At 53.8% G+C, this 14,478-nt stretch carries 12 protein-coding genes; 9 read left to right on the forward strand and 3 right to left on the reverse strand.

Features of this window, described 5'->3' with window-relative positions; genetic code table 11:
* Positions 1-72: 72 nt before the first annotated feature.
* Positions 73-873, reverse strand: coding sequence for a MurR/RpiR family transcriptional regulator (locus ETV65_RS18505; RefSeq protein ID WP_205951610.1), 801 nt, complete (start codon positions 871-873; stop codon positions 73-75).
* A gap of 204 nt (positions 874-1,077) precedes the next feature.
* Here ETV65_RS18505 and ETV65_RS18510 point away from each other — a divergent pair, with 204 nt between their 5' ends.
* From ETV65_RS18510 to queE, 3 genes are all read left to right on the forward strand, one after another.
* Complete coding sequence (locus ETV65_RS18510; protein WP_129954571.1) at positions 1,078-2,631, forward strand: PTS transporter subunit EIIC; 1,554 nt, start codon at positions 1,078-1,080, stop codon at positions 2,629-2,631.
* A gap of 8 nt (positions 2,632-2,639) precedes the next feature.
* Positions 2,640-3,329: an N-acetylmannosamine-6-phosphate 2-epimerase gene (locus tag ETV65_RS18515; RefSeq protein ID WP_205951611.1), complete on the forward strand. Its 690-nt coding sequence runs from the start codon at positions 2,640-2,642 to the stop codon at positions 3,327-3,329.
* Between the two features lie 97 nt (positions 3,330-3,426).
* A complete protein-coding gene (gene queE / locus ETV65_RS18520; protein ID WP_129954633.1) occupies positions 3,427-4,098 on the forward strand; it encodes a 7-carboxy-7-deazaguanine synthase QueE in 672 nt (223 codons plus the stop codon).
* A 130-nt stretch (positions 4,099-4,228) separates the two neighbouring features.
* On the opposite strand, the gene queD is transcribed toward queE, so the two are convergent.
* Entirely contained in the window at positions 4,229-4,588 is a 360-nt protein-coding gene (queD, locus tag ETV65_RS18525; RefSeq protein ID WP_113877448.1) for a 6-carboxytetrahydropterin synthase QueD, read from the reverse strand.
* 168 nt (positions 4,589-4,756) lie between these two features.
* On the opposite strand from queD, the gene ETV65_RS18530 reads away from it, so the two are divergent.
* From ETV65_RS18530 to ETV65_RS18545, 4 genes are all read left to right on the forward strand, one after another.
* Positions 4,757-5,752 carry a hypothetical protein gene (locus ETV65_RS18530; RefSeq protein ID WP_129954575.1) on the forward strand — a complete coding sequence of 332 codons (996 nt, stop codon included), beginning with the start codon at positions 4,757-4,759 and terminating at the stop codon, positions 5,750-5,752.
* Between the two features lie 334 nt (positions 5,753-6,086).
* Positions 6,087-7,889, forward strand: a complete 1,803-nt coding sequence (gene cysJ / locus ETV65_RS18535; protein WP_129954577.1) for an NADPH-dependent assimilatory sulfite reductase flavoprotein subunit — start codon at positions 6,087-6,089, stop codon at positions 7,887-7,889.
* 130 nt (positions 7,890-8,019) lie between these two features.
* On the forward strand, positions 8,020-9,771 hold the full coding sequence (gene cysI / locus ETV65_RS18540) for an assimilatory sulfite reductase (NADPH) hemoprotein subunit (protein WP_205951605.1): 1,752 nt from the start codon (positions 8,020-8,022) through the stop codon (positions 9,769-9,771).
* Positions 9,772-9,795: 24 nt separating this feature from the next.
* Positions 9,796-10,533, forward strand: coding sequence for a phosphoadenylyl-sulfate reductase (locus ETV65_RS18545; RefSeq protein WP_129954579.1), 738 nt, complete (start codon positions 9,796-9,798; stop codon positions 10,531-10,533).
* 299 nt (positions 10,534-10,832) lie between these two features.
* On the opposite strand, the gene ETV65_RS18550 is transcribed toward ETV65_RS18545, so the two are convergent.
* Complete coding sequence (locus tag ETV65_RS18550) at positions 10,833-11,870, reverse strand: aminopeptidase (RefSeq protein WP_129954581.1); 1,038 nt, start codon at positions 11,868-11,870, stop codon at positions 10,833-10,835.
* Positions 11,871-12,121: 251 nt separating this feature from the next.
* On the opposite strand from ETV65_RS18550, the gene cysG reads away from it, so the two are divergent.
* Positions 12,122-13,546, forward strand: a complete 1,425-nt coding sequence (gene cysG, locus ETV65_RS18555) for a siroheme synthase CysG (protein WP_129954583.1) — start codon at positions 12,122-12,124, stop codon at positions 13,544-13,546.
* Positions 13,547-13,556: 10 nt separating this feature from the next.
* Positions 13,557-14,465, forward strand: a complete 909-nt coding sequence (gene cysD / locus ETV65_RS18560; RefSeq protein ID WP_101078459.1) for a sulfate adenylyltransferase subunit CysD — start codon at positions 13,557-13,559, stop codon at positions 14,463-14,465.
* Positions 14,466-14,478: the final 13 nt, after the last annotated feature.

Genomic DNA, 14,478 nt, shown 5'->3' on the forward strand with positions numbered 1-14,478 from the left:
GCTTTCTTAAAACCCGCTCCGGCGGGTTTTTTTATGCCTGTAATTCAGGGGGAAAGTGCGGAAATCGCTGGCTTAGAGCAATAAGGAAAGCGTGGCACTCGCACTGTGTTCGCTGGCCTGCAGGTAATCCGGGGAGAGGGTTAACAGCTGATTTATCAGTATTTCCACCAGCAACATTCCGCCGACTTTTGATGTTAATAATCCCGCTGTCAGCGGGCCTTCAGGTTTGGCGGCCACCAGTAATATATCGGCCAGCGAGGAAAGCGGGCTGTGCAGCGTATTGCTGATGCCGATGACCGTGGTGCCCTGACGCTTCGCCAGCGCGGCGGCGTGCAAGACATCTTTCGTTGAACCTGAGCTGGAAATGACCACCACAACATCCTGACCGTCCAGACTCACCGCATTCATCGCAGCGCGGTGCATATCGGCGAAACATTGCGACGCTTTGCCCAGGCGCAGCAGTTTGTAACCCAGATAGTCGGCCACGATAGCGCTGGCGGCGACACCATACACCTGCACGGAGCGTGCATGATGAATGTGCGATGCGGCGCCCGCCACCACCTGACGATCGAGCAGCTTTCCGGTATCACGCAGGGCGGTGATGCTGTCTTCGATAAGTGTCTGAATATCGTCATTGCCTTCAGCCGGGTGCAATGCCGGAGTTTGGCGCGTCTCAAGCGCGAGACCCATCTTAAATTCAGTAAACCCTTTGCAACCCAGCTGGCGGCAAAGCCGCGTGACACTGGCTTCACTGGTATCACTCTCCCGCGCCAGTTCAGTGATGGTCAGGTAAAGCACGCGCTGCGGCTGTTCCAGCACAAAACTGCCCAGCTTGTGCAGTGTGGGGCTGTAATTCTCCAGCCCCTGACGCATGCGCAGTAACAGCGTGCCTGTTTCCTTGGTCTGACTCACTGTGTTCTCCTCAGAATAATTGACCTGACTAGTTTGGCTGATGTGACGCCGTTAACGCCAGAAGAATTCCGTATTGATCACCGGGTACATTAGGTGGTAATTATTATTTTATTTGTATAGTGTGGTGAAAATAATTATCACAACAACACAACGCGGAGTCATCTCATGGCAATATTCAATGGTTCAGGGGGCGGGGCCTGGTTCGAAAGAGCCCAAAAGTTTGGCAAGTCTTTCATGTTGCCTATCGCTATTTTGCCCGCTGCCGGATTGCTGTTGGGGATTGGCGGGGCACTTTCTAATCCCAATACGTTAACGGCGTATCCGTTTTTGAATATCCCGGCCTTGCAGGCGATTTTCACCGTCATGGCCAGTGCCGGATCGATAGTCTTTGCCAATCTGGCTGTGTTGTTTGCCGTCGGTGTCGCCGTCGGACTGGCCCGCAGTGATAAAGGAACTGCCGGTTTGTCCGCACTGCTGGGGTATCTGGTGATGAACGCGACCATCAACGCCATTTTGATCCTCAGGGGGCAACTCGCGACCAGCAATCTGAGTGCGGCAGGGCAGGGGATGGCGCTCGGTATCCAGACGCTGGAAACCGGCGTGTTTGGCGGTGTGGTGATTGGTCTCGTGACGTGGTGGTTGCATCAGCGCTATAACAAAATCGAATTACCGCAGTTTCTCGGCTTTTTTGGCGGTTCCCGCTTTGTGCCGATCATCAGCTCCGTCGCGGCTATTGTCGTCGGAGCGGTAATGTTCTTCATCTGGCCACACTTCCAGAAAGTGATTTTTGGCATGGGCGGGCTGGTGGATGCGACGGGCTACCTCGGCACCTTCATTTACGGTTTTGTGCTGCGTATGCTTGGCCCGTTCGGCCTGCATCATATTTTCTATCTGCCTTTCTGGACCACCGCACTTGGTGGCACCGAAGTGGTCAACGGACATCTGGTGGAAGGCACGCAGCGGATCTTCTTTGCCCAGCTGGCAGACCCCAATACGCAGCAGTTTTATATCGGTACTTCACGGTTTATGTCCGGGCGCTTCATTACCATGATGTTTGGCCTGGTGGGTGCCTGTCTGGCGATGTATCACACGGCGCGGCCTGAGAATAAAAAGCGCGTCGCCGGGTTGCTGCTTTCGGCGGCACTGACCTCATTCCTGACCGGGATCACCGAACCTATCGAGTTTTCGTTCCTGTTTGTCGCACCAATGCTGTATGTCCTGCACGCGGTGTTCGATGGTCTGGCATTTATGATTGCCCACATTTTGCAGATCACCATCGGACAGACTTTTTCCGGTGGCTTTATCGATTTCATTCTGTTCGGGGTCTTACAGGGGGAAAGCAAAACTCACTGGATGTATGTCCCGCTGGTCGGCGTGCCGTGGTTTGCCCTTTACTACTTCTCTTTCCGCTATCTCATCAGGCGCTTCAACTTGAAAACACCGGGGCGTGATGAGGCTGAAATTCAGCAGGACAACGTCGTGACCGATCGCGCCGGGATCATTATTGAAGCACTTGGCGGCGCGTCCAACATCGCGGAGCTGGATTGTTGTGCAACGCGTTTACGCATTAGCGTCCGTCAGGCCGCTAAAGTGGATGAAAAGATGCTGAAGGCCAGCGGTGCGCGTGCCGTGCTGATGCGCGGGAACGGTATTCAGGTCATCTACGGGCCGCATGTCACGATTATTAAAAATGAAATTGAGGAGATGTTGGGAGTATGAATCAGTCAATGTTAACGACCGTCAGGGGACAGTTGATCGTGTCCTGTCAGGCGCTGGATGACGAACCGCTGCACAGCGATTTTATTATGAGCCGCATGGCGCTGGCCGCTCTGCAGGGCGGCGCAGCGGGGATCCGGGCTAACAGTGCCACGGATGTGAAAGCCATTCGCGCCACTGTTCCGCTGCCGGTTATCGGCATCATTAAGCGTGATTATCCGGCAAGCGATGTCTACATTACCGCCACCCTGGCGGAAGTGCGCGAGCTGATGGCCGTTGCACCGGATATGATCGCGATGGATGCCACTACCCGTCAGCGCCCGGGGGACATGCAACTTGCGGCGCTGGTGCATCGTATTCGTGAGGAGTTCCCGGCGCTATTGCTTATGGCGGATATCTCAACCTTAGAAGAAGCGCTGAACGCGCAGACTTTAGGTTTTGATTGTATCGGCACAACATTGCATGGCTATACTCAGGAGACACAGGGTCATAAACTCTGGCATGACGACTTCGCCTTCCTGCGACAAGTGCTGGCGCGGTGCAGGACGCCGGTCATTGCCGAGGGAAACGTGGAAACACCTGAAATGGCGGCACGGTGTTTAGCACTTGGCGCGCATGCTGTTGTGGTCGGGGGGGCAATCACCCGCCCGCAGCAGATCACGCAACGCTTTACTGACGCTATTCACTCTCCGGGCCGATAAACATTTTTACAGACACTCCCGCTGCGCCCTCTGTTTGGCGCAGCGCCTGTGATCTGCGATAATGCGTGCTGACTTTTTTGAGATGGCTGAGAAACTGATGCAGTACCCGATTAATGAGATGTTCGAAACCCTGCAAGGGGAAGGCTATTTTACCGGTGTGCCGGCGATTTTTGTGCGCCTGCAAGGCTGTCCTGTAGGGTGCAGCTGGTGCGACACCAAACACACCTGGGATAAAATTGCCGATCGGGAAGTCGATATGCAGCGCATTTTGATCAAAACCGAAGAAAGTGATGCCTGGGGCAATGCTACCTCAGAACAATTGCTTGAGGTTATCACACAGCAAGGTTACACCGCCCGCCATGTGGTGATCACCGGCGGCGAGCCATGCATTTATGATCTCACCGGACTGACGTCATTGCTGGAAAAAAACGGTTTCAGTTGCCAGATTGAAACCAGTGGCACGCATGAAGTGCGTTGTTCAGTGAATACCTGGGTGACCGTTTCGCCGAAAGTGAATATGCGCGGGGGGTACGACATTCTGCCGCAGGCACTGAAACGTGCAGATGAAGTGAAACATCCGGTGGCGCGTCAGCGTGATATCGACGCACTGGATGCCTTGCTTGAAACACTGACTGACAGCAAAGCGCGTATTATTGCCTTGCAGCCGATCAGTCAAAAAGAAGACGCCACCAAACTTTGCATCGCAACCTGTATTGCTAGGAACTGGCGACTGTCGATGCAAACGCACAAATATTTAAATATCGCCTGATACCCAGCATCCTTCGCGCTACCTCTGCGCTGGCTGCTTTCATTCACCCCAGTCACTGACGATTGTCAGCGCCGGGGGAATCATTCAATTGCCGCGCGGACATCGCACGAAGGATTGTGGGTATCCTGCGTTAGCCTTTATAAACGCAGCCTGCTGTGCAGGTTTCTTTGACGCGCACGGCGCTGAGCAGTGGCAGCTTAGGTTTCATCTCGTTCCAGATCCACGCGGCCAGCACTTCGCTGGTCGGGTTTTCTAAACCCGGAATGTCGTTCAGATTATAGTGATCGAGACGATCCAGCGTCGGATTAAACGCAGCTTTCAGATCGGCGAAATCCATCACCCAGCCAGTATGCGGATCCACTTCACCGGTGATTTCTAAACGGACGGTGAAAGAGTGGCCGTGTAGCCTTCCGCACTTATGCCCGGCAGGCACATGGGGTAAATGGTGGGCGGCTTCAAACTGAAAATCTTTAAACAATGTGGTGGTCATAAGGCAGTCTCGTTGCTCGAAAAAACGCGGCATAGTACCGGAATACCCGCTTACGTGCCATGACTTAACTGCGCTTTTCTTCACCAAATCCTGACTTCTCCTCTCTTTACTCTACCCGCATTGCTGGCTTACAGTGAGCCAGTAGAAACTAACCTGTTGAGATAGTGAATGATTACTGTGCTTCGTTGCGCTGTTCTGGCGCTGTTGTTCTCTGCCGGTGTACGGGCAGAAACCACGGCGCCTGCTCAGGAGCCCGCGTCTGCTGCGGCTAAACCGGTGGTGAAAACCTCTCAGGTTGTCAAAACTCCGGTCAGTAAAGCGCCTCTGATTTTCCCGCCAGGATCCGGGGTGATGCATATCGCACTGGCACCGGGCAAAAAGCCGCTGGACGTTTTCACCTATCAACCGGTCGGTGCGGATGAGACGACGCCGGTAGTCATGGTCATGACCGGCGTTGACCGTAATGCAGCCACGTATCGCAATGACTGGATGACCGTCGCCGATCAATATCATTTGCGCGTCATCGTGCCACATTTCAGCGAGCAGGATTTCCCCGGTGCGGCGGGATATAACCTGGGCAACCTGACGGACAGTAAAACGCATCGTCGCCTGCCGAAATCGCAGTGGGCGTTCAGTATTGTCGATAATCTGTTTACGACGCTGCAAAAACAGGGCATCACCCGCCAGAAACAGTACTATTTGTTTGGTAACAGTGCGGGCTGCCAGTTTGTCCACCGTATGCTGACGCTGTTGCCTGAGCCGAATGTCAAAGCTGCAGTCTGTGCCGCCGCGGGCTGGTGGACATTGCCGGATACCGATCAGCGCTGGCCTTACGGTTTACGTGAAGCGCCGGTAGTGGTCAGTCAGCAGCAACTTAATGATTATTTTGCCAAACCGGTGCTGATTGCTGTCGGGGCTGAAGACGATGATCCTGAGAATCATCTGCTGCGTAAATCCAAGCAGGCGATGGCGCAAGGCACTAACCGGCTGGAACGCGCCGAGAGTTATTTCACCACGTCCCAGCAACGCGCTGAACAGAACAACACGCCGTTTAACTGGCACTTTATGGATTTGTCAGACATCGGTCACAGCGGCAGTAAAATGTCGGTATTTGCCGCAGGTCAGTTTGCGTGGTTTGAGCAGCACAATGCTTTCCATCTTTAAAAGTCTTCAATCCTGAAAAAAATTCATCACCCCGCTCCGGCGGGGTTTTTCTTTATGTATCCGGCACTTTGCAGAGAGCCTGAGAACAGCGAAGAAAATTTTTAGCGATTTCAGTATGATAAAAATCATCGCTTACCACTTTTTCAGATAGACCTTACCTCTAAATCCTCTTAGTCATTTTGGTTATTTATTATTTCCATCACTTCTTTAATTGTTATTATCCGCCTCGTTAACCTACATCCTCTGAAAGGTCTTTCCCGCGCGAAAACACACTGTAAAAGGCGCAGGGGGCCGGATTGATGACTTGCTTTTGCATAAGGGAATTCGTACCGCGATGACGACTCAGGCTCCTCCAACTTCACTGCTCCCGCTGACCCCCGAGCAAATGGCCCGCCTTCAATCGGCGATTGGTGATTACTCACCGACTCAGATGGCCTGGCTGTCCGGATATTTCTGGGGCAGGGTGAATCAGCAACCGGGCGCGGTTGCAGCGCCTTCTCCGGCACAGACTGCCGCGTCGGTAACCCTGATTTCCGCCTCGCAAACGGGTAACGCCCGCCGTGTTGCCGAGCAACTGCGTGATGACCTGATCGCCGCGAAAATTAACGTTAATCTGGTGAATGCCGGTGACTATAAATTCAAACAAATCGGCCAGGAAAAGCTGCTGCTGATTGTGGCCTCTACTCAGGGCGAAGGCGAGCAGGCGGAAGAAGCGGTCGCGCTGCATAAATTCCTGCAATCCAAAAAAGCGCCAAACATGAAAGACACCGCCTTTGCGGTGTTTGCGCTGGGTGATACCTCTTATGAATTCTTCTGTCAGGCGGGTAAAGACTTTGATACCCGTCTGGGCGAACTGGGGGCAGAACGCCTGTTAGACCGCGTTGATGCTGACGTTGAATATAAAGAAGCCGCCGAAAACTGGCGTAAACGTATTGTCGATGTGCTCAAACAGCGCGTACCGGCTGACACTGCGGCGCAGGCGGCTCCGACGCTGGCAGGCAGTGTGAATCAGGTCGACAGCAGCCCTTATACGAAAGAAGCGCCGCTGACCGCGACACTTTCCGTTAATCAGAAAATTACCGGCCGCGATTCTGACAAAGACGTTCGTCATCTGGAAATTGATCTCGGCGATTCCGGTCTGCGTTACCAGCCGGGCGATGCGCTGGGGATCTGGTTTGAAAACGATCCGCAACTGGTGCAGGAAATCGTTGAACTGCTGTGGCTGAAAGGCGATGAAATCGTTGAGGTGAACGATAAAAAACTGCCGCTTTCACAGGCCCTGCAACATCACATTGAACTGACCCAGAACACGACACCGATTATTGAAAAATACGCCGCGCTGTGCCGCGACGAACATCTGACCGGTTTACTGGCCGATAAACCTGCGCTTCAGCAATACGCACAGACCGTACCGTTTGCTGACATGGTACGCCGCGCACCGACGGAGCTGGATGCACAGCAACTGGTGGATTTACTGCGTCCGCTGACACCGCGCCTGTATTCGATTGCCTCCTCGCAGGCTGAAACCGAAACAGAAGTGCATATTACCGTGGGGGTGGTGCGTTACGAAATCGACGGGCGTTCACGCTCCGGTGGCGCTTCAGGTTTCCTGGCCGATCGCCTGGAAGAAGACGGCGAAGTGAAAGTTTTCATCGAGCATAACGACAACTTCCGCCTGCCAGCGGATCCTGAAAAGCCGGTCATTATGATCGGGCCGGGCACCGGTATTGCGCCGTTCCGCGCTTTCATTCAGCAGCGAGATAACGACGGAGCTACCGGCAAAAACTGGTTATTCTTCGGTAACCCGCACTTTACCGATGATTTTCTCTATCAGGTTGAATGGCAACGTTACGTCAAGGACGGCCTGCTGACGAATATCTCCCTGGCATGGTCACGCGATCAGGCTGAAAAAGTATACGTACAGGACAAACTGCGTGAGCAGGGAGCCGAAGTCTGGCAATGGTTGCAGGAAGGCGCGCATGTGTATGTTTGTGGCGATGCCAACCGTATGGCGAAGGACGTCGAGCAGGCATTACTGGAAATCATTGCGCAATATGGCGAAATGGATTTGGAAACGGCCGACGAATATCTCAGTGAATTGCGCCTTGATCGCCGTTATCAGCGTGATGTGTACTAATGCCCTGCATCCTTCAAATTACAGGGGTGTTGGCTTCCTTCAATCACCCGAATCACTGACTTGAGTCAGCTCATCGGGATTCCTTCAGTTGCCGCCTACCTGCAACTCGAATGATTTTGGGCATAATGTTATGAGTGAAAAAATGATGAGCAATAAGTTGTGGAGTGAACTCAATCCCGGCCCCGGCCCGCTGATCGTCGATGCCCCGCTGGCTGACGCTGAACGTCTGAAGAAGGAAAGTAATTTCCTTCGCGGGACGATTGCCGATGATTTAAAAGACGGCCTGACCGGCGGCTTCAACGGTGACAACTTCCTGCTGATCCGCTTCCACGGCATGTATCAGCAGGATGACCGTGATATCCGTGCTGAACGCGCTGAACAGAAACTGGAACCGCGCCACGCCATGATGCTGCGTTGCCGCTTGCCGGGCGGAGTGATGACACCTGCGCAGTGGCTGGGGATCGACAAATTTGCCGAAGACAGCACGTTGTATGGCAGCATCCGTATTACTAACCGTCAGACATTCCAGTTCCACGGCATCCTGAAACCGAACGTTAAACCGGTGCATCAGTTGCTCAATAAACTCGGACTGGATGCGCTGGCGACCGCCAATGACGTTAACCGTAACGTATTGTGTACGTCTAATCCGGTGGAATCTGAACTGCATCAGGAAGCGTATCAGTGGGCGAAGAAAATTTCCGAGCATCTGCTGCCGCGCACCCGTGCTTACGCTGAAGTGTGGCTGGATCAGGAGAAAGTTGAAACCACCGATGAAGAGCCGATTCTGGGTGCGACTTATCTGCCACGTAAGTTCAAAACAACGGTCGTGATCCCGCCACAAAATGACGTGGATTTGCACGCCAACGACCTGAACTTCGTGGCGATTGCGGATAACGGTAAACTGGTCGGTTTCAATGTGCTGGTCGGCGGCGGGCTTTCTATCGCCCATGGTGATAAAGCCACTTATGCGCGTACGGCCAGCGAACTGGGCTTTATTCCGCTGGAGCACACGCTGGCCGTGGCCGAAGCCGTGGTGACCACGCAACGTGACTGGGGTAACCGCACCAACCGTAAAAATGCCAAAACCAAATACACGCTGGAACGCGTCGGCGTACCGGTATTCAAAGCCGAAGTTGAAAAACGCGCCGGTATTCAGTTTGCTGATATCCGCCCTTACGAATTCACCGGTCGCGGCGACCGTATCGGCTGGGTAAAAGGTATCGACAACCAATGGCATCTGACGCTGTTTATCGAAAATGGCCGTATTCTCGATTACCCGGGCAAGCCGCTGAAAACCGGACTGGCAGAAATTGCTAAGATCCATAAAGGGGATTTCAGGCTTACTGCTAATCAGAATCTGATCGTGGCCGGTGTGGCTGAAAAAGACAAAGATGCGATCGAAACTCTGGCACGTAATCACGGCCTGATCGACGACAGTGTCACTGAGCAACGTAAAAACTCGATGGCCTGTGTGTCTTATCCGACCTGTCCGCTGGCGATGGCGGAAGCGGAACGTTTCCTGCCGGAATTTGTCACCAAAGTGGAAGGCATCATGCACGGACACGGTGTGGGCGATGAACACATCGTTCTGCGCGTGACCGGTTGTCCGAACGGCTGTGGCCGTGCGCTGCTGGCGGAAATTGGTCTGGTAGGGAAGGCGTTGAACCGTTACAACCTGCACCTCGGCGGTAACCGTGCCGGAACACGTATTCCGCGTATGTATCGTGAAAATATTTCTGATGCAGAGATCCTGAGCATCATTGACGAACTGGTTGGTCGCTGGTCGAAAGAGCGCGAAACCGGTGAAGGCTTTGGTGACTTCGTGATCCGCGCCGGGATCATTAAGCCGGTGCTGGATCCGGCACGCGACTTTTATGACTAAGCGCGATAACCGACTGGAGGCAATATGAGTTTGCTGAATCTTACTCTGGCTGAACTGAATGACATGCCGAAGTCCGGACAATCTATGGCGCTGGCGGAAATTAACGTCAGCCTGGAGAAACTGTCCGCGCAGGAGCGTGTGCAATGGGCGCTGGAAAACATGCCCGGCGAATTCGCGCTGTCTTCCAGCTTCGGCATTCAGGCGGCGGTCTGTCTGCATTTAGTCACTCAGCAAAAACCGGACATTCCGGTGATCCTGACCGATACCGGTTATCTGTTTCCGGAGACGTATCAGTTTATTGATACGTTAACTGAACAGCTAAACCTGAACCTGCAGGTATTCCGCGCTGAACACTCGGCTGCCTGGCAGGAAGCGCGTTACGGCAAACTGTGGGAGCAGGGCGTTGAGGGTATCGAAAAATACAACCACATCAACAAAGTCGAGCCAATGAATCGGGCGATTCAGACGCTGGGTGTGCAGACCTGGTTCGCCGGTCTGCGTCGTGAGCAATCCGGCAGCCGTGCGCATCTGCCGGTGCTGGCGGTACAACGTGGGGTGTTTAAAATCCTGCCAATTATTGACTGGGATAACCGTCAGATTTTCCGTTATCTGCAAGACAACGGCCTGAGCTATCACCCGCTGTGGGATCAGGGCTATCTTTCCGTCGGTGACACGCATACGACGAAAAAATGGGAAGAAGGGATGAAGGAAGAGGATACGCGATTCTTCGGACTCAAACGCGAATGCGGCCTGCACGAATAAATCCCCGTCATACTTCGGGTTGCAGATGCGTTGGCTGCGTTCAGTCGCCCGAATCACTGACTCATGTCAGCTCATCGGGACTTCTTCGCTTGCCGCCTGCCTGCAACCCGAATTATTTAGGGGATTCCTGTTATTAGCGTCTCAACTCCCCCTATTCGGGTTGCAGATGCGTTGGCTGCGTTCAGCCGCCCGAATCACTGACTCATGTCAGCTCATCGGGACTTCTTCGCTTGCCGCCTGCCTGCAACCCGAATTATTTAGGGATTCCTGTTATTAGCGTCTCAACTCCCCCTAGTTAATCAGGCGTGTTTTGCCGGTTTTGCCAGATCCTTCAGCAGCGGGAATAACACTTTTACCGTGTCGCGCGAGCGCTTCTCAATGCGGCCCGGCAACGCTTTATCGAGATATTGCAGACTATCAAACTGGCTCTGATAACGGGTGTTGCCCAGCGGGAAGTGGCGGGTGATCGCACGTTGCTGCACGCCGTCTTTCTTACCCAGCGCAAAGTTAGTCGCCGTCACATTCAGCAGCGGCAGGTGCGCGTCATCCAGCGCTTTTATGCCATCGCAGCAATGTGTGCCTTCATGGCTTTGTGCCGGAATACCCAGACTGCGGGCAATACTCAGCGCCTTAATCCGGGTCAGTTTCGCCACAGCCACTGAAGTATTCTCGCCGCTATTGAAATACAACCGGTCGCCGGTGATCAGCGAATCCATGTTGATCACCAGCAGCGTATTTTTCTTCTCTTCAGCGCTCATCCGGTTTACAAAGTCTTCCGCACCTTTAGCGCCGGTTTCTTCCGCGCTCAGTGCCACGAAACGCAGGCTATAGTGTGTCGGGATGGCCTGCATGCGTTCGGCCAGCTCAAGCATCACACCGACGCCGGAGGCGTTGTCATCGACACCCTGCAACGTCAGGCCGCCGAGATTGTGGTTGGTATCATTGTCACTTTGCGGCACATAGGTATCGAAATGCGCCATCACGATGATTTGTTGTGGTACTTCACCGGCACGAGCGGCAATCACCGACGTGGCGTGAATATTTTGCCAGTTCTTTTTCCCCGTATTGCTGGTGTAAAGATAACGGGTATCGAAGCCACGTAAATCGCTCTTATAGCCTAATTTGCTGAATTGCTGGTTCAGATAATCCGCCGCGATCAGCTCTGCCGGGCTGCCGGCCATGCGCCCGGGGAAATAAGTCGCGATATGGCGAATTTGCTGACTGGCGATCATACCCATCGCCGGAAGCGGGACGGGTGCCGCCATCGCATGACCCATACAGACACCACTCAGGCTCAGCGCCAGCAGCGTCTGTTTCATGCGTGAAAAAGAAAACATAGCCAAAAATCCTTATTTGCCGGTCAATACGACCGGAAGGCAATCAAACAACAGGCCGCGTGTGGCGGTCTTTCTGGGGCATACAGTATGCGATTGTCTGCGCGATTAGACAATTTCCCGTTATCCCAAACCGCTCTTTTTGCCGGGCTATATTCCATTTAGTAACTAATCATTCTTTTTCGTCATTTCAGATCAATTATTGCCTGCACGTATAGTTTGTTTATTAATCCTGATAATCATTTAAGGCTTTCGTGGACTATCTACCAATATTTGCCGACCTAAAACAACGCCCTGTTCTGGTTGTTGGGGGTGGCGAAGTCGCTGCCCGCAAAATCGATCTTCTCCTGCGGGCGGGTGCGCAAGTACGGATAGTCGCACAGGCACTTTCTCCCGAGCTGGAACAACGCAGACAGGCCGCCGAAATTAGCTGGTCAGCACAGGCATTTTTGCCGGAACAGCTCGACGATGTCTTTCTGGTGATTGCCGCTACAGACGACGCTGCGCTGAATGCTGAAGTTTTTGAGCAAGCTAATCTGCGACATGTGCTGGCTAACGTGGTCGACGATCAGCCGAAATGCTCTTTCATTTTCCCTTCGATTGTCGACCGTTCGCCGATTGTGGTGGCGATTTCTTCCAGCGGTAAAGCACCGGTACTCGCCAGAATGCTGCGCGAGAAGCTGGAAACTCTGTTGCCGAACAGCCTGGGGCAAATGGCCGATATCGCCGGACGCTGGCGTGAAAATGTGAAAGCGCAGTTCAGCTCCATGCGTTCACGTCGTCGTTTTTGGGAGCATGCATTTGCCGGACGCTTTGCCAGCCTCGCTTCTGCGGGAAAGCTCGCAGAAGCAGAACGGGCACTGCAACAACAGTTAGAAAATGCGGAAGACATCTCGCATAGCGGACATGTCACGCTGGTCGGTGCCGGGCCCGGTGATGCAGGATTGCTCACCCTTCGCGGGCTGCAGGTGATGCAGCAGGCAGATGTGGTGCTTTACGACCACCTGGTCAGCGAAGAAGTGCTGGATTTAGTGCGCCGCGATGCGGACAAGATTTGTGTGGGTAAACGTGCGGGCAGCCATTCTGTTGCGCAGGAAGAAACCAACCGTCTGCTGGTCGAACTGGCGCAGCAGGGGAAAAAAGTCGTGCGCCTCAAAGGCGGTGATCCGTTTATTTTTGGACGCGGCGGCGAAGAATTACAGGCAGTGCAGGCGGCGGGTATTCCTTTCCAGGTTGTGCCTGGCGTAACCGCTGCTGCCGGCGCGACAGCTTATGCCGGGATCCCGCTGACGCACCGCGATTATGCACAGAGCGTGATCTTCGTGACAGGGCATTGCCGCCCGGAAAATAACGGCGTGCAGTGGGAGACTCTCGCGAAAGGCCAGCAGACATTGGCGATTTACATGGGCACGCTTAAAGCGGCAGAAATCAGCCAGCAATTGATCGCTCATGGTCGCGCAGCGCATACACCCGTTGCGGTCATCGGACGGGGAACGCGTTCTGATCAGCAGGTGCTGACCGGAACACTCGATAATCTTGAACATCTGGCTCAACAGGCGCCGACGCCGGCGTTACTGGTGATTGGTGAAGTGGTGTCACTTCATCAGCAACTGGCCTGGTTTGGGCATCATCCTGAGACTGACGGCACCCAACGCCCGTCGGTTGTGAATTTGGCTTAAAGGATCTGTTATGGACGAAAAACGACTGACTCATTTGCGGCAACTGGAGGCGGAGAGTATCCATATCATCCGTGAAGTGGCTGCTGAATTCGCCAACCCGGTGATGATGTATTCCATCGGGAAAGATTCCTCGGTGATGCTGCATCTGGCACGCAAAGCCTTCTTCCCGGGAACCTTGCCCTTCCCGCTGCTGCATGTGGATACCGGCTGGAAATTCCGCGAAATGTATGAATTCCGCGACCGCACGGCGAAGAATTACGGCTTTGAGCTGCTGGTGCATAAAAACCCGGAAGGTGTGGCGATGGGCATCAACCCGTTCGTGCACGGCAGCGCGAAACATACGGATATCATGAAAACCGAAGGTCTGAAACAGGCGCTGAATAAATACGGCTTTGATGCCGCTTTCGGCGGCGCGCGCCGTGACGAGGAAAAATCCCGTGCCAAAGAACGTATCTATTCGTTCCGTGACCGCTTCCACCGCTGGGATCCCAAAAATCAGCGCCCTGAGTTGTGGCATAACTACAACGGCCAGATTAACAAAGGTGAAAGCATCCGCGTGTTTCCGCTCTCCAACTGGACTGAGCTGGATATCTGGCAGTACATCTATCTGGAAAATATTGAGATTGTTCCGTTATATCTGGCCGCGCCACGTCCGGTGCTGGAGCGTGACGGTATGTTACTGATGGTGGATGACGATCGTATCGATCTGCAACCGGGTGAAGTGATCGAGAAGAAAATGGTGCGTTTCCGCACATTGGGTTGCTGGCCGCTGACCGGGGCTGTTGAATCCGAAGCTCAGACGCTGCCGGAGATCATCGAAGAGATGTTGGTGTCGACCACCAGTGAACGCCAGGGACGCGCGATCGACCGTGATCAGGCCGGGTCGATGGAACTTAAAAAGCGTCAAGGGTATTTCTAAGGAGCCGCAGCTA

Source organism: Rahnella sp. RFA10(1/100), assembly GCF_004195115.1.
Taxonomy (GTDB): domain Bacteria; phylum Pseudomonadota; class Gammaproteobacteria; order Enterobacterales; family Enterobacteriaceae; genus Rahnella; species Rahnella perminowiae.